Genomic DNA, 16,250 nt, shown 5'->3' with positions numbered 1-16,250 from the left:
CGAGCCTTGAGATTTCTGATCGCCCTGCGGGCGATTTCCGCGCAAGCGCGGTTCGCACCTCAAGAGGTGTTATTCGCTTCGCTCACCCTTCGGGCCGCACTGCAAAACGTGCGTTACTCCGCTACGCTCCGTTCCTACAGCGGCTTCGTAGATAGGATGTAGCGAATTATTTATGCCCGCTGGTGAGCAGGCACTGCATCAATACCGCATTCTCGTGCCCGTCCCCCTTGCGGTAATAATTCTTGCGCACGCCACAGACCTCAAAGCCCAGCTGGCGATACAGTGCCTGGGCGCTTTGATTGCTTTCCCGCACTTCCAGATAGACCACGGTCATGGCATCGGCCCGGGCAGCGCTCAAGGCCTGTTGTAGTAATCGCCGGGCGATGCCATGGCGTTGCCAGGCCGGGGCCACGGCGATGTTGAGGACATGGGTTTCGTCGAGGATTCGCGACAGGATCAGAAAAGCCGCCGGGACATCGTCCACGGTGGCCACCTGGCACAGATAATTGGCGTTGCCCAAGCAATCGCAAAAGTGGGTGCCGTTCCAGGGGGTCAACTGGGCGGCGGTTTCGATGGCCATCACCGCGTCCACATCTTCCAGCTCCATGGCGCGAATGGCTGCCACGCGGGTCCGATCACTCGCCATGGAAGCCATTTGCCTGCATGGCGTGCCAGCTGGCCTTCTTGTGCTGCGCCGGCTCCGCCAGCATTTCTGCCAAGCTGCTGACCACCAGTGCCGGGCGACCACCTAACTCGAAGGGTTGATAGCGGGGCTGATCAAACAGCGCCTCACTGAGCGCCTCCGGCAAGCACAGCAATACCCGCTCGCCACCCGCCTGCTCACACAGGCCGACAATAAAGGCCGACAGCGCCTGGGACGCTTCTTGCGCAGGCATGGGCTGTTCTGTCAGCGGGCAGAAAAAACGACGTGGACGCTGGGGGCGAGCCTGAAACAGGGCAAGTAGATTGGCCATCAGCGGCGCTTCAAAGCGCCCCAGGCCCGGCGCCTGACTATCTTCCTGGGCGCATAGCAACCAGGTATCGCCACCCAGATGGGCTTCCAGGGTAAAGGTCAGCCCCTTGCCTCTGGTGACTGCCGGTGCGGGTGGTGTCGGCTCCGGGGTATCGGTGGTGGCTTTGGGCGCCGGCGGACTCTGCGGAGCCTCCTGAACCGGCACCTCACTGGCAACAGGGGCCGCTGTCTGCGGCGAAGCCGGGGCAGGTGTGTCCTGAGCAGGCGCTGGTGATGCCACTGCCGCTGGCTGCTCTTCCTCGTCGTCCCAGTCCAGCAGCGGTGACACCGCCGCACCAGGCAACGGCCCCCTGGCCACCCAGGGCGTCAGGCCCATGGCTTTCAGATAGTGTTGTCGCTGGGCTTCATTCATGGAGCGCTCCGCACCTGCTAGCACGCACCAGGCCAGCACGCAGGCACGTTGTGCCTTTCAGCTGCATGTTGCGTGAAGCGTCTAGCGTGTCAGCGTTACTCATACATCCGCCGCTTGCGGGTGAGCCCTTTCCAGGCCCGCCGCGAAGTGATTCAGGGCATTCAGGTAGGCCTTGGCGGAGGCGGTGATGATATCCACATCGGCGCCGTGGCCGTTGACGATCCGGCCGCCTTTTTCCAGTCGTACCGTGACTTCACCCTGGCTATCAGTACCGGCGGTGATGGCATTCACCGAGTACAGCTGCAGGATGCTGTGGCTTTCCGCTAGCATCTCGATGGCCTTGAAGGCCGCATCCACAGGCCCGGCACCCGTGGAGGTCGCCTCCCGTTCCTGACCATCGATAGCCAGCACGATGCGGGCTTCCGGCGTTTCACCGGTGCGCGCGGTGGCTTCCAGCAACACCAGTTTGAAACGTTCTTCCTCGGCCGCTTTCTTGGTGTCACTGACCAGGGCCTGCAGGTCCTCATCGAACACTTCGTGCTTCTTGTCAGCCAGATCCTTGAAGCGCTGGAAGGCCTCGTTCATGGCTGCTTCCGAGGCAAAGGTGATGCCCAGCTCGTCCAGGCGGGCACGGAAGGCGGCACGACCCGAGTGCTTGCCCAGCACCATGCGGTTGGTGTGCCAGCCCACATCCTCGGCGGACATGATCTCGTAGGTCTCGCGGTGTTTGAGTACCCCGTCCTGGTGAATGCCTGACTCGTGGGCAAAGGCATTGGCACCAACGATGGCCTTGTTGGGTTGCACCGGGAAGCCGGTGATCTGCGACACCATTTTCGAGGTGGGGACGATCTCTTTGGCATTGATACCGGTGTCCACGTTGAACAGATCCTGGCGAGTGCGTACCGCCATGACAATCTCTTCCAGGGACGCATTGCCGGCTCGTTCGCCCAGGCCGTTGATGGTGCATTCCACTTGCCGGGCACCGGCCTGGACCGCAGCCAGGGAGTTGGCCACCGCCAGCCCCAGGTCGTTATGGCAGTGCACCGAGAACACTGCCTTGTCGGCATTCGGGATACGAGCCAGCAGCTGGCCAATGGTATGGCCATATTGTTCCGGAATGGCATAGCCCACGGTGTCGGGGATATTGATGGTGGTGGCACCGGCGTCGATCACCGCCTCGATAATACGGCAGAGAAAATCCAGCTCGGAACGGCCGGCATCCTCGCAGGAAAATTCCACATCACCCATGTGATTGCGGGCATGCTTCACCGCCGCCACTGCATGCTCGACCACCTGATCCGGCTCTAACCGCAGCTTGTGCTGCATATGAATCGGGCTGGTGGCGAGGAATGTATGAATGCGCCCGGATTCAGCCCCGGCCAGCGCTTCCGCTGCCCGGTCGATATCCGACGCCTTGGCACGGGCCAGAGAGCAGATGGTGGATTCGCGCACGGTATCGGCAATGGCCTTCACCGACAGGAAATCCCCCTGGCTGGCGATAGCAAAACCGGCCTCGATCACGTCCACCTTCATGCGTTCCAGCGCCTTGGCGATGCGCAGCTTCTCGTCCTGGTCCATGGTGGCACCCGGGCTCTGCTCACCATCACGCAGGGTGGTATCGAAAATAATCAGGCGCTCTTTGCTCATCGGGGTCTCTCACAAATTTCCGGGGGCCAAGCTCGCCCCTTTCACTGTAGGAGCGTGCTTGCACGCGAACCAGGTCTGGGCGAAGGTTCGCGTGCAAGCACGCTCCTACATCACGGGTTCAGGTTTGCGAACAGTTTACACCAGTCGCAGGGTACGCAGCACGGCTTCACGCAGGGCCTCACCGGCCTCTCGCCCGGCGATACCCTCGGCCAGCCGGATCTTTTTGCCGTCCACCTCGGCGATCAGCGTCATGTACTCGGTCTGGCGGCCATTGCTGGTGCTGCTCATGCCGGTCTTCAGCACCACTTGGTCTGCCCGCAGCAGTTGGCACTTGCGGGTGAACAACGGGACTCCCAGCCAGCGACGCAGGCTACGCACTTCACCGCCACGCACCCACACATCCAGCCCACGTCCCAGAGTGAACAGGGTACTGCCGACAATGGCATAACCGATCAACCCAAAAATGCTGCCCATGAAGTACAACATAAAGCCTTCACTGGCGGCGGCGATAAACAGCCCCGTTCCCACGGCAGCAAAGATGCCACCAAACACCAATAGCGCGAGCTTCATGCCCAGATGGCGACCGGGACGGCTTTGCAAATGCAGGCCCTGGCCGGTCTGCTCCACCCGGATCTGTTCATTGGCGGATTCCAGCGCCTCCACCTGACGCTCGCGCTGGTCGGCCATGACATGGGACTCCGGCAGACGAAAACGACTCTCGCCCTCCCCCGCCACCACCGGAATATCCCAGCTCCGTTTCAGCTTGCGGCCTTCCACCATGCCCTCCAGCTCGACTCGCCAGCAGATGTAATTGCGACCACTACCGGAGGACGGCGGCTGCTCCGCAGGCACATCGAAACAGAACAGGATGTCGCTGCCCTGCTGGGTGGGCTGGCACAGGGCGCGCTGGTCGGTTTGCCAGAGGATATCTTCCACAGTCTTGCGGTTCTTGCCGCTACCGCTCTCCCGGCCACGGATACAACTTAGCCACACGTCCATGTCCGTCTCCCGGGATAGCGCCTTGCCCAGGTGAATGGAGCCGCCTACCTGACCACCGGCATGGCCCGGCTCCGGATCCAGTTCCAACGGAGAGGGACCGAAAAACCGATAATTGCTGCGCATTTTCCAGCCCGCCCAGGCAATGCCAGCGCCCACAGCGGGAAACAACAGCACCATCAGAATCGCATAATCCCCCCGGCTGACCTTGTCCCAGACTGCCAGATAGGCCGGCGACGGCAGCAGGATGAAGATGGCGCCGAAGCCCACCAGGAACCAGTGCCCGGATTTTTCCTTGCTGTGGTACTGGCCGCCTTCTGCCAGCTCGGCCTTACCCTTGCTGCCCCGGTTGAACATAAACATCAGGCCTCCGCCCACCAATGCAAAGACGCCGCCGAAGGCCAGGCCAAACACCAATGAGCCCCAACGCAGAGTGCGATCCAGAAAAGCCTCGGACGGATTCGCCGGGTTGACCCAGGCCAGGACGGTGCGCCCCCGGGAGCGTGCGGACTCCAGTCGGCTGGCCAGACGCTGCCAGTAATCGTCAAAGTTATCGCTGCCGCCGTACTGACTCACCGTATGGCTGGAATAGCTGCGCCCGTTATAGTCATAACGGTAGCTGGCGCTGACACTGTAGGTGGTGGAGCCGTCGGAATAACTGCGATTGAGAGTACTGCTAAGCACGGTGGCCGGCACCCTGTCCCAGCTCCCGGACTGCCAGTATTGAAAGGCGGGCTTGAGCCCCACAAAGAACATCACCGCCAGGCCTGCCACCAGGAAAACCCCTGGAAACAGGATGGTCATGCACCCTGCTGCTTTATCGTCTTTCTGTGTTTCCTGTTCTGTGTTTTCTGCCGTATTCGACACCCGTGATTCCCCCAAACAACAACACTCCGGCCAGGGCACCGTACAGGTGGGCATTCACATAGACCCGCCCGTCGATCCAGCTACGGAGATATTCCACGTCATAGCCTGCCTGCTGCTCACTGGCAATTCGCCCGGCGATCACCAGCAACACCAGTGAATGCAGCCAGGGATTCCCCCGCCAGCCTTGCAGCAGGCAATAGACCAGCAAGCCATGGAGGATACCGGACAGCCCCACATAGTGCTGCAAACCGGTATCCAGAAAATACAAAGCCAGTCCGGTGACCGCCCCACAAAACAGCAACCAGCTCCAGAAGCGCACCCGATCCAGCAGGTCCGTGAAGAAATAGCCGCATAGCACCAAGCCGGCCAGATTGAGCAGCATGTGCCAGTGATTGAGATGCACCAAATGGCAGGTCAGCAACCGCCAGAGCTGACCCTGTTCGATCGCCCCACGATCAAATCCCAGCCAGGGGTTCACCCAGGAGTGAGCGAGACCCAGCACGACCATGGTGACTACCACCAGGGCAAAGTGCGGGCGCAGTTTTTTGTCTCTGGGTTGCATGGAGGTACCGGCTGACATTGAAGGGGTATTAAGCCACAAGCTGCAAGCTGCAAGCCACAAGGCGCGGAATGGATTGTACCGATACTGGCAGACAGTGCCCGCGCTCCCAAGTCAGCGGCGCGGCGCACGCGTTAGCAGTTTGGCAAGGACAGCAAGTCGCGTTGCAGCTTGTAGCTGCCCTTAAAAAAGAAAACCCCGCACAAGGCGGGGTTCTCTTTGGAGCGTGTTACGAGCTCATGATTTACATCATGCCGCCCATACCGCCCATTCCACCCATGCCGCCCATATCCGGGGCGCCGCCACCGGCGTTTTCTTCCGGCTTGTCCGCCACCATGGCTTCGGTGGTGATCATCAGGCCGGCGATGGAAGCCGCTGCCTGCAGCGCGGAACGGGTTACCTTGGCAGGGTCCAGGATACCCATTTCCAGCATGTCACCGTATTCACCGGTGGCCGCGTTGTAACCGTAGTTACCGGAACCGTTGCGTACTTCCTGCACGATCACGGACGCTTCAGCACCGGCGTTGTAGGCGATCTGACGCAGGGGCATTTCCAGCGCGCGGAAAGTCAGGGCAATACCGGCGTTCTGCTCGTCGTTGTCACCCTTGATGACACCCACGTTAGCCAGAGCACGCACCAGTGCCACACCACCACCGGGAACCACGCCTTCTTCCACGGCAGCGCGGGTCGCATGCAGGGCATCGTCCACACGGGCTTTCTTCTCTTTCATTTCAATCTCGGTGGCAGCACCGATCTTGATCACCGCAACACCGCCGGCCAGCTTGGCCACGCGCTCTTGCAGTTTTTCCTTGTCGTAATCAGAGGAAGAGTTCTCGATTTCCTTGCGGATCTGCTCCACGCGGGAATCGATATCGACCTGCTGACCAGCGCCATCAACAATGGTGGTGTTTTCCTTGTCGATGTTCACTTTCTTGGCGGTACCCAGATCTTCCAGGGACGCATTTTCCAGGCTCAGGCCCACTTCTTCACTGATCACGGTACCGCCGGTGAGGATGGCGATGTCCTGCAGCATGGCCTTGCGACGGTCACCGAAGCCCGGCGCTTTCACGGCGGCGCACTTGATGATGCCGCGCATGTTGTTCACTACCAGGGTAGCCAGCGCTTCGCCTTCGATATCTTCGGCGATGATCAACAGCGGCTTGCCTGCTTTGGCCACATTTTCCAGGGCCGGCAGCAGCTCGCGGATGTTGGAGATCTTCTTGTCCACCAGCAGGATGTAGGGGTCTTCCAGCTCGACCTGCATCTTCTCCTGGTTGTTGATGAAGTAGGGGCTCAGGTAACCGCGGTCAAACTGCATGCCCTCAACCACGTCCAGCTCGTTCTGCAGGGACTGGCCTTCTTCAACGGTGATAACGCCTTCCTGGCCCACTTTTTCCATGGCCTGGGCGATGATTTCACCCACGGATTTGTCGGCGTTGGCGGAGATGGTACCCACCTGCTCGATGCTCTTGGTGTTGTCGCACGGCGTGGACAGCTTCTTCAGCTCTTCCACTACTGCCGCCACGGCCTGGTCGATGCCGCGCTTCAGGTCCATGGGGTTCATGCCGGCGGTGACAGACTTGAGGCCTTCGTTAACGAATGCCTGAGCCAGCACGGTGGCGGTGGTGGTGCCGTCACCAGCTTCGTCGTTGGCCTTGGAGGCCACTTCTTTCACCATCTGGGCACCCATGTTCTCGAACTTGTCTTCCAGTTCGATTTCACGAGCCACGGACACGCCATCCTTGGTGATGGACGGTGCACCGAAGGATTTCTCCAGCACCACGTTACGGCCTTTCGGGCCCAGGGTTACCTTGACGGCGTCGGCCAGGATGTTAACGCCTTTGGCCATACGTTGACGGGCTTCGTCACGGAACAGAATTTCTTTCGCCATGGTTCTTTACCTCTGCAAATCTTTACCCCGGAATGGGGTGAATGCCCTTTCGGGCGTTCATGTTCTTGCTCTTGGCCTGCGGCACTTAGCCTTCGACGACGGCCAGAATTTCGGCTTCGCTCATGATCAGCAATTCTTCGCCGTCCACCTTCACGGTGTTACCGGCGTACTGACCGAAGATCACCTTGTCACCGGCTTTCACGTCCAGCGGACGGACATCACCGCTATCGGTGATCTTGCCGTTACCCACCGCGATCACTTCGCCGCGGGACGGCTTCTCGGCAGCGGAACCGGGCAGCACAATACCGCCGGCGGTCTTGGTTTCTTCCTCTTCACGGCGAACCAGCACGCGATCATGCAAAGGACGGATGCTCATTTTTCCTTAAACTCCCAGTTTTAGTTCTGATGACATCCAAGCTCGCGGAAGCGAAGCTCGGCAGTCCGAATTAGCACTCTAACGAGTCGAGTGCTAATCATAGTAATGATGCCAGTGCAGTCAATAGGGAAAGTGACCTTTGAAAGCGCCTGTCCCGCGACCGCCTGCAGGACACAGGAGTGGGGCCTCAGCGTCAGGTTTCAAGGGGGTGAGAAGAAAAATCCTTTGCCGGGTGGGGCAACCCGGGCGTGTCGTTTGCCGTTTTTGCGAGTCACTGAGCAATCCGGTCATTGGCCAGGCAGGGTCAGCCCACCATAATCCGTGCCATCGTGAACCGACATCGCAAGGAATCACCATGGATCTGAACCAGAAAGTGGTTGTTGTTACCGGCGCCGGCCGTGGCCTGGGCCGGGGTATTGCCACCTACTTTGCCGGCAAGGGCGCCCGCCTGGCCTGCGTGGACCTGAGCCAGGAAGACCTGAACGCCACCGTGGCCGCCTGTGAGGCGGCCGGCGGTGAAGCGCGCGCCTATCTGGCCAACGTGGCCAAAGAAGAGGAAGTGGAAAAGCTGTTCAGTGACGTGGTGGCGGACTTCGGCAGCCTGCACGGCCTGGTCAATAACGCCGGCATCACCCGCGATGGCCTGCTGGTGAAGTACAAGGACGGCGAGGTAGTCAGCAAGATGAGCCTGCAACAATGGCAGGCGGTGATCGACGTGAACCTGACCGGCGTGTTTTTGTGTGGCCGCGAAGCAGCTTCGAAAATGTTGGAACTGGGAGTCGAGGAAGGGGTGATCGTCAACATTTCTTCCCTGGCCCGCCAGGGCAGCTTCGGCCAGAGCAACTACGCCGCCGCCAAGACCGGGGTGGTTGCCCTGGCCGAGGTGTGGGCCAAAGAGCTGGCTCGCTACAACATCCGCACTGGCGCGGTGGCTCCCGGCACCATCAACACCGACATGCTCGCCGCCATGAAGCCGGAAGCCCGCGAGCGCCTGATCCAGGCCGTGCCGCTGCGTCGCCTGGGCGAAGCAGAGCACATCGCCCGTTCCGTGGCCTTCATCTTCGAGACCGATTACTTCACCGGTCGCTGTATCGATATGGATGGCGGCCTGCGGTAAAAGCTTCTAGCTTCTAGCTTCTAGCTTCTAGCTTCTAGCTTCTAGCTTCTAGCTTCTAGCTTCTAGCTTCTAGCTTCTAGCTTCTAGCTTCTAGCTTCTAGCTTCTAGCTTCTAGCTTCTAGCTTCTAGCTTCTAGCTTCTAGCTTCTAGCTTCTAGCTTCTAGCTTCTAGCTTCTAGCTTCTAGCTTCTAGCTTCTAGCTTCTAGCTTCTAGCTTCTAGCTTCTAGCTTCTAGCTTCTAGCTTCTAGCTTCTAGCTTCTAGCTTCTAGCTTCTAGCTTCTAGCTTCTAGCTTCTAGCTTCTAGCTTCTAGCTTCTAGCTTCTAGCTTCTAGCTTCTAGCTAACAGTGTGTTCTGCTGATGAGAAGGGGCAACCAAAGGGTTGCCCCTTCTCATTTTTTCGTTTTTCCTTGCAGCTCAAAGCTAGTAGCTCGAAGCTGCCTTCAATGGATCCTTCTTTCCGAGACGCCGTCTACCAGATCGTTGCCGCCATTCCGCCCGGGGCGGTGAGCAGCTATGGTGCCGTAGCACGGCAGGCCGGGTTTCCGCGCCATGCCCGTTTTGTGGGCCGGCTGATGAGCCAGTTACCGAAAGATACCCGTCTGCCCTGGCATCGGGTGTTGCGCGGCGACGGCCGCATTGCCCTGGCGGGCACGCCAGCCGGGGAGCAACAGATCCAGCGGCTACTCGACGAAAACGTCACCGTGCTGGGTGACCGGGTGCCCAGACAGCATTTCCAGCAATGGTAACGCCTCTTCGCTGAATCACACCCCGCGCGCGGTGAACCCGCATCGCTCGCTGCGGACAAAGTGTCTATGATGAGCCTTTCGCCATTCGGCAATACCCGCTAAGAGACCTATGCCCCCACAATCGACCAACTGGCAGCAATCCCTGAAAGCCTTCCTGCATCCCCGTGTAGTGACCATGTTCTTCTACGGGTTTTCTGCAGGCATCCCGCTACTGCTGATCTTCTCCTCGCTGTCTCTATGGTTACGAGAGGCCGGAGTGGAGCGTTCCACGGTCACCTACTTCAGCTGGGCGGCACTAGCCTATTCGTTCAAGTTTCTCTGGGCGCCGCTGATTGATCGCTTGCCAATTCCCGCCCTGACACGCTGGCTGGGCAGGCGCCGGGCCTGGCTGCTGGTGGCGCAGCTCACTGTGGCCGCCTCCATTTTCAGCATTTCCCTGGTCGACCCGAGCGAGCCTGGAGCGCTGAACCTGATGGCCTTTGCGGTGGTCATGCTCGGCTTTACCGCCGCCACTCAGGATATCGTCATTGATGCCTACCGAATTGAATCTGCGGGTGTCGAATTACAGGCATTAATGTCCTCTTCCTACATTGCCGGTTACCGGATAGGCATGCTCTCCTCCGGGGCGGGCTCGCTGGTATTGGCAAGCTGGCTGGGCTCCACCAGCGACGCCTACAGCTACCCCGCCTGGCAAACCACCTATGCGCTCATGGCGCTCACCATGCTGGTTGGCGCCATTACCACCCTGATCATTCGCGAACCGGACAACCCTCGCCCCTCCGCCCATCAGTACACCAGCGGGCAGTATCTGAAGTTTCTGGCGATCTTCGTGGCAGGCATCACCGCCTTCGTGACGGTGTATGTCCTGACCGCCGATTCGGCAGGCACGCTCCGGCAAACGCTCACGGAAATTGTTGAGAACAGCGCCCTGTCCGGCCTGGTAGTGGAAAGCCTGCGGCTGGCGCTGGCAATTGCCATTGTTGCTGCGTTGATCAAGGCGCTCTCATTAACCCCGCTGTATAACAAACAGCTGGTTCGGGAAAGTTATCTGGACCCGGTGAAGGACTTTTTCCAGCGCTACGGTAGCCGCCTCGCCTTGCTGCTTCTGGTTTTCGTGGGTTTTTACCGCATCTCGGATATTGTGCTTGGCGTCATTTCCAACGTCTTCTTTGAGGACATCGGCTTCACCAAGAACGAGATTGCCGGGGTGGTCAAAACCTTCGGCCTGTTCATGACCATTGCCGGCGGTTTTCTGGGTGGGCTGCTGGCCATGCGTCACGGCGTGATCCGGGTGCTGTATCTAGGCGCCTTCCTCACCGTGGCGACCAACCTGCTGTTCCTGTGGCTGGCCTATGCGGGCCACGACATCCGCATCCTCTATGCAGTGATATCGGCCGATAACCTGACCGCCGGGCTCGCCAGCGCCGCCTTTGTGGCCTTCCTCTCGCAGCTCACCAATGTCTCCTTCACTGCCGTCCAGTACGCCATCTTCAGCTCACTGATGACCCTGCTACCCAAGACCATTGGTGGCTACTCGGGCAGCATGGTGGATAACCTGGGCTACCCTGGATTTTTCCTGTTTGCCAGCTTGATGGGCGTACCGGTGTTGGGGCTGATCTATCTGATCCAGCGCCACGAGGCCTTTCGGCACTGAGCCCCGCTCATTCGCCGAAACAGGCTCGCCGTATACTTTTCAATCAATTCACAAACCGGCTATAGTGGGAACTTACAAAAAACAACAATAAGAACACACGGATGAGTCACTCGGAACTCGATATTCTGGTCGTGGATGATGCCCGCTTCTCGGCGGCGGTGGTCAATCGCACCCTCGCCTCTGCCGGCTACACCCGCATTCGCCACGCCCACAGCGCCCAGGACGCCCTTGGTCAACTGACCGAGCAACCCGCCGATCTGGTGGTGGCAGACTGGTTGATGCCCGGCATGGATGGCTTGGAGCTGACCCGTCGCATTCGTCAAAGCGACGAAGCCTGCAATCGCTATACCTACGTGCTGCTTCTCACTGCCCGCGAGGGAGTCGATGCCCTGCAACAGGCGTTTGATCAGGGCGTGGACGATTTTGTCTCCAAGTCCTCCATGACCGAGCAACTTCACCACCGGGTCATGGCCGCAGATCGGATTATCCAGCGCCACAACCGGGTACAGACCGACTATCAGCGCATGCTGACCGTGAATCGTCAGCTCAAACGCCACGCCCTGATTGATCCACTGACCGGTTTCGGCAATCGCCAGGATGCCCTGCGTGCGTTGCAGAATACCCTGAAGCAAGCGGAAAAACGGGGCGGCGCCGCCTGCCTGTTGATGCTTCGCCTGGAAGACTTCGAGGCACTACGTGCCCAGCGCGGCGACAAGGTGATGCAGCAAGGGGTGCTGGCGTTCAGCCGGCGCCTGCGCCAGTCGGTGCGCCCCATGGATCATCTGTGCCGGTTGCAAACCGACCAGTTTGCCCTGATCACCTGGCAACCCCATATAGACCACTGCGACCCCACCGGTTTCCGGCGCCTTTATGAAGGCCTCAACCACCGGGCCTACCAGACCGCCGCCGGCTTCCTGAGCCTGCAGGTAAGCATGGCAATCGCCGCCTCTGAAGGCACTAGCCATGCGGAGCAGATGTTCGAACAGGCCCTGGCCGAGCTGGATCAGTCCTTTAGCGAGCGACGCATCGTATCGGCCACTGCCAATGTGTAAGTGACGCGGACAAAAACATTTTTCACCACAGAGGACACAGAGTTCACTGAGGAAAAGCGTGCGCTCGGCAGATTCGTCGCTGGCCGCGCGAGAAGCAAAAGCTTACTCCCCCAACCTACCGGTTTTGTTTTTCGAAACTCGCTTCTAGCAACTCGCCCCTGACACCGTCGATCATTGCTACGCGCCCACAAGAATACCCCGTTAACTCTGTGTTCTCTGTATCCTCTGTGGTAAAAATCAGTTCTTTGGCCTGCGATCTTATGCCCCACACTTTCCCCCACTGGTTTTTATTGGGTGCCGGCAATATGGGCACCCTGGCGGCCTGGTATCTGACCCGGGCAGGACATGGCGTTACCGTGATTCGCCATGACTCCCCGGCGCCACTGGAAAAGACGCTGAGGCTGCCGGACGGACGTCAGCAGATGTTGTCGTTACCGGTGCTGGACCCTGCGACCTTACCCGATCACATCGACCATTTACTGGTGGCAGTCAAAACCCCCTATACCCACCAGGCGATGGCGCCGCTAACCGATCGTCTTGACACCGACTCTCTGGTACTGCGTTTTCAGAATGGACTGGGCGCCCTGGATGGCCTGTTGCCGGCGGGGTTTTCCGCGTTGGAAGCTGTCACCACCAGCGCCGTCAAAGGTCAGCACCCGGACCACACGGTAGTGGCAGAAAATGCCACCTGGCTCGGAGGCAGCACTGCCCCACCTGCCTGGTTTGCCGCACTGACCGAACACTGGCCGGATCTGCACTGGGAAGACGACATCCGCCCACGCCAGTGGCACAAACTGGTGGCGAATGCAGTGATCAATCCGCTGACCGCTCTTTACGATGTGCCCAATGGCCGTATTAGCGCCGACCCGGCCTTGCGCGAACAGGCCACACAGCTTTGCGAAGAAGCGGATCAGGTGCTGCGACAACTGGACCCGGCGTGGCCCGGCCACTCCCTGGACAATGTACTCACCGTGGCCCGGGCCACCGCCGGCAATACCTCTTCCATGCGTGCGGACTGGCAACGGGGGGCACAGACGGAAATCGATGCCATCAATGGCTGGCTGGTGCAGCAGGCGGACCGGCTGGGGCTGGCCGTCCCCGCCAACAGGAAGGTGGTCACGGCCATGCGGCGTTCCCTGACTATGTAGGAGCTTGCTGGCAAGCGAACATCGGCGCTGATTTCCCAACCCGGTTCGCTTGCCAGCAAGCTCCTACATTGCCGGGAAAGGTTTTGACGCACCAGCACTGGAATTAAATGCCGTTTTTCGCCATCGTAGCGGGCACTAATCCGGATTCGTGGAACCTCCATGCACAGTCGCATTTTTCTGGCCGTTGGGCTGATCGCCACCAGTGGCCTGACCCTGGCCAATAACGAAATCAAGGCAGTGAAAGTCAGTGGCGCCAGCCACCCTAGCCTGGCCGGGGAACTACCCACTGGCACCCTGACCCTGGGTCGGGAGACCCTGGCCAGCATGCCCGCCAGCAACCTGACGGAAGTGCTGGATACCGTGGGGGGGCTGCAAGCCAGCCAGCTCTATGGCACTAACGGCAGTGAGGCGAGCCTGGATCTATTGGGCTTCGGTGCCGGCGCCAACCAGAACACCCTGATCCTGCTCAATGGTCGCCGCCTCTCGAATATCGATCTGGCCAGCCCCTTTCTCAGCGGTATTCCGCTGGCCGCCATTGAACGTATCGAGATTCTTCCCGGCGCGGGTGCGGCCTTGTACGGCAATGGTGCCGTGGGCGGAGTGATCAATATCGTCACCCGCCGCCGCTATGACAACAGCGCCGGTCTGGAAGTGAACGGTGGTAGCTATGGCTCCCTGGGCGGCAGCGGCTACGCCACCGGCCATCAGGGCAGCCTGAGCGGCGCTGTGGCCATGAGCACCCTGGACAGCGACGGCTACCGGGATAATAACGAGGTGCGTAACCACAGCGCTTTTGCCGATGTACGTTATCAACAGGACGGCATTGAGGCCTACTTCACTGCCAACGGCGAAAAACAAGAACTTGGACTGCCCGGCGGTCGTAGCGAAGCGCAATTTCGCAACAATCCGCAGGGTACCGACACCCCCTTCGACGATGCCGAACAGGACAATTACTGGCTGATGCCGGGCCTACGCATTGCCCTGCGCGGCAACACCGCACTGACTTTGGAAGCCAGCAAGCGCCGTCAAGAACAGACCTTTGCGTTTGTCTCCAGCGGCAGCTTCGGTGAAACCGTGGTGGAGAGCTACAGCGTCACGCCCAAACTGGAAGGCCAGCACACTACCGGCAGTGCCGTTCACAACTGGACCCTGGGCCTGGATCTTCACGAATACGATTACGACAGCCGAACCAGTTTCGGTAACCGGGAGCTGGAGCAAAGCCAGCGGGCCTGGTATCTGCACAATCTGGTCAGCCTCACACCGAAACTGTCTCTCAGCGCCGGCGCCCGCAAACTGGAAAGCACTCTCAGTGGCGAGGGGGCGGACAAGGAGCAGGATGGAGAAATGTATGAGGGCGGAATCCGCTATACCTTCACGGGTAACCTGGCCCTGTTCGCTGGCGCCCAGCGCAGCGTGCGCATTGCCAACGTGGATGAACTGAGCCCCTTTAATCCCCCCATTGATCCGCAAACCGGTAAGGGCTACACCGCCGGAGCCAGCTGGTCCCAGGGCCGCCAGCATTCCACCCTGACCTTCTGGCGAGCCGAGATCGACAATGAGATCCTCTTTGATCCGGTCAGCTTTACCAATCGCAATTTGGAAGACCGCACCGTGCACAAGGGCGTCAGCATCAATTCCCGCTGGCGGCTGGACAAGGACCTGATGCTGACCATCAACGCCAGCGCCCAGCAGGTCCGTTTCGACGGCGGCCCCTTCGACCGCAACGACGTGCCCCTGGTGCCGGAACAAACCCTGCAACTGATCGCCGACTGGCAGGCCCTGTCCTGGCTGTCCACCCAGATCAGCCATCGCTACGTGGGGGATCGCCGCTACGACGGCGACCTGGACAACCGCTTCCGCAAACTGGACCACTACCGCACCACGGACCTGCAATTGACCGCCCGCTATCAGGCGTTTTATCTCAAGGCAGGCGTCTACAATCTGGAAGACCACCAGGTGGTGGACTACGGCAACTTCAGCAACACCACCAACACGGCCACGCTGTATCCATTACCGGAGCGTCATTACCGGGCCGCGTTTGGCGTGGAGTTCTAGGAACCTTTGTAGGGTGCACTGAGCCTAAGGCGAACTGCACCGGCCTAAAGTTTTGATGGTGCAGTTCGCTTAGGCTCAGTGCACCCTACGACCGACTCGGACACCCCGGAGAACAACGACTCGTTTTCCCTCCGAGTCCGCTGCGGTTAAAACCACTTCATCAGGAGCCAGCATGAGCGACAACGACAAGACCCGCATCAACCGGGTGATCACCCGCACCGGCGACCGCGGTGATACCGGGCTGGCCGATGGCAGCCGGGTCAGCAAGTGGCACCCGCGCATTCAGGTACTGGGCGAACTGGACGAACTGAACAGCGGCATGGGCGTACTGCGCGCCCGGTCACTGGACGCAGATCTGGATACCGTGCTCGGCCTGGCCCAGCAGTTGCTGTTCGATATCGGCGGCGAGCTGGCCATACCCGGTCATCGCGTGATCGACGACCACGATCTGGTGGAGCTGGAATCCCGGGCGGATACCTTCAACGCCGAACTGCCGCCATTGAAAGAGTTTGTGCTCCCCGGCGGCCACCCGGACGCCGCCTGGTGCCACCACTGCCGCACTGTGGCCCGGCGCACGGAACGCCACTTCGTGGCCCTGCAGGAGGCCGACGAGGACGCCGTCAACCCGGTCAGCCTGGCCCTGGTCAACCGGCTTTCGGACCTGTTGTTCGTGATGGCCCGGGTGATCAACTTGCGCCAGGAATCGCCGGAAGTACTTTGGCAACCGAAGGCAAAGAGGGGCTGATCTCGCTGTTT

The 16,250-nt window shown here is 60.0% G+C and carries 14 protein-coding genes; 7 read left to right on the top strand and 7 right to left on the bottom strand.

The window, feature by feature from the left end; genetic code table 11:
• Window positions 1-166 precede the first annotated feature (166 nt).
• From rimI to groES, 7 genes are all read right to left on the bottom strand, one after another.
• On the bottom strand, window positions 167-646 hold the full coding sequence (rimI, locus tag T9A_RS13435; RefSeq protein WP_035249371.1) for a ribosomal protein S18-alanine N-acetyltransferase: 480 nt from the start codon (window positions 644-646) through the stop codon (window positions 167-169).
• On the bottom strand, window positions 636-1,385 hold the full coding sequence (locus tag T9A_RS13430; RefSeq protein ID WP_035249370.1) for a hypothetical protein: 750 nt from the start codon (window positions 1,383-1,385) through the stop codon (window positions 636-638). The genes rimI and T9A_RS13430 overlap by 11 nt, the downstream gene beginning before the upstream one ends.
• 99 nt (window positions 1,386-1,484) lie before the next feature.
• The gene (locus T9A_RS13425; protein ID WP_035249367.1) at window positions 1,485-3,032 is read right to left on the bottom strand and encodes a 2-isopropylmalate synthase; all 1,548 of its coding nucleotides are present in this window, start codon (window positions 3,030-3,032) and stop codon (window positions 1,485-1,487) included.
• 135 nt (window positions 3,033-3,167) lie between these two features.
• Window positions 3,168-4,832 carry a DUF3592 domain-containing protein gene (locus tag T9A_RS13420; RefSeq protein WP_035249366.1) on the bottom strand — a complete coding sequence of 555 codons (1,665 nt, stop codon included), beginning with the start codon at window positions 4,830-4,832 and terminating at the stop codon, window positions 3,168-3,170.
• Between the two features lie 13 nt (window positions 4,833-4,845).
• Window positions 4,846-5,457 (bottom strand): rhombosortase, encoded by a 612-nt coding sequence (gene rrtA, locus T9A_RS13415; RefSeq protein WP_052043018.1) that lies wholly within the window; start codon window positions 5,455-5,457, stop codon window positions 4,846-4,848.
• A gap of 241 nt (window positions 5,458-5,698) precedes the next feature.
• The gene (groL, locus tag T9A_RS13410) at window positions 5,699-7,345 is read right to left on the bottom strand and encodes a chaperonin GroEL (RefSeq protein ID WP_035249364.1); all 1,647 of its coding nucleotides are present in this window, start codon (window positions 7,343-7,345) and stop codon (window positions 5,699-5,701) included.
• Window positions 7,346-7,430: 85 nt separating this feature from the next.
• On the bottom strand, window positions 7,431-7,721 hold the full coding sequence (groES, locus tag T9A_RS13405) for a co-chaperone GroES (RefSeq protein WP_035249363.1): 291 nt from the start codon (window positions 7,719-7,721) through the stop codon (window positions 7,431-7,433).
• Window positions 7,722-8,076: 355 nt separating this feature from the next.
• Between groES and T9A_RS13400 the strand changes: the two genes are divergently transcribed.
• The 7 genes from T9A_RS13400 to T9A_RS13370 all read left to right on the top strand — a co-directional run bounded on the left by T9A_RS13400 (window position 8,077) and on the right by T9A_RS13370 (window position 16,239).
• The gene (locus tag T9A_RS13400) at window positions 8,077-8,838 is read left to right on the top strand and encodes an SDR family oxidoreductase (protein ID WP_035249361.1); all 762 of its coding nucleotides are present in this window, start codon (window positions 8,077-8,079) and stop codon (window positions 8,836-8,838) included.
• 444 nt (window positions 8,839-9,282) lie between these two features.
• The gene (locus T9A_RS13395; protein ID WP_052043016.1) at window positions 9,283-9,585 is read left to right on the top strand and encodes an MGMT family protein; all 303 of its coding nucleotides are present in this window, start codon (window positions 9,283-9,285) and stop codon (window positions 9,583-9,585) included.
• A gap of 109 nt (window positions 9,586-9,694) precedes the next feature.
• A complete protein-coding gene (locus T9A_RS13390) occupies window positions 9,695-11,239 on the top strand; it encodes an AmpG family muropeptide MFS transporter (protein ID WP_035249360.1) in 1,545 nt (514 codons plus the stop codon).
• A 101-nt stretch (window positions 11,240-11,340) separates the two neighbouring features.
• Window positions 11,341-12,291 (top strand): GGDEF domain-containing response regulator, encoded by a 951-nt coding sequence (locus T9A_RS13385; RefSeq protein ID WP_035249358.1) that lies wholly within the window; start codon window positions 11,341-11,343, stop codon window positions 12,289-12,291.
• A gap of 260 nt (window positions 12,292-12,551) precedes the next feature.
• Complete coding sequence (locus tag T9A_RS13380; protein WP_035249356.1) at window positions 12,552-13,439, top strand: ketopantoate reductase family protein; 888 nt, start codon at window positions 12,552-12,554, stop codon at window positions 13,437-13,439.
• A 159-nt stretch (window positions 13,440-13,598) separates the two neighbouring features.
• Window positions 13,599-15,494: a TonB-dependent receptor plug domain-containing protein gene (locus tag T9A_RS13375; RefSeq protein ID WP_035249351.1), complete on the top strand. Its 1,896-nt coding sequence runs from the start codon at window positions 13,599-13,601 to the stop codon at window positions 15,492-15,494.
• 172 nt (window positions 15,495-15,666) lie between these two features.
• Window positions 15,667-16,239 (top strand): cob(I)yrinic acid a,c-diamide adenosyltransferase, encoded by a 573-nt coding sequence (locus T9A_RS13370; RefSeq protein ID WP_035249337.1) that lies wholly within the window; start codon window positions 15,667-15,669, stop codon window positions 16,237-16,239.
• Window positions 16,240-16,250: the final 11 nt, after the last annotated feature.

It is taken from the genome of Alcanivorax jadensis T9, assembly GCF_000756655.1.
GTDB lineage: Bacteria > Pseudomonadota > Gammaproteobacteria > Pseudomonadales > Alcanivoracaceae > Alcanivorax > Alcanivorax jadensis.
The sequence above is the reverse complement of the archived record's forward strand: the minus strand, read 5'-3'. Positions and strand labels throughout refer to the sequence as shown.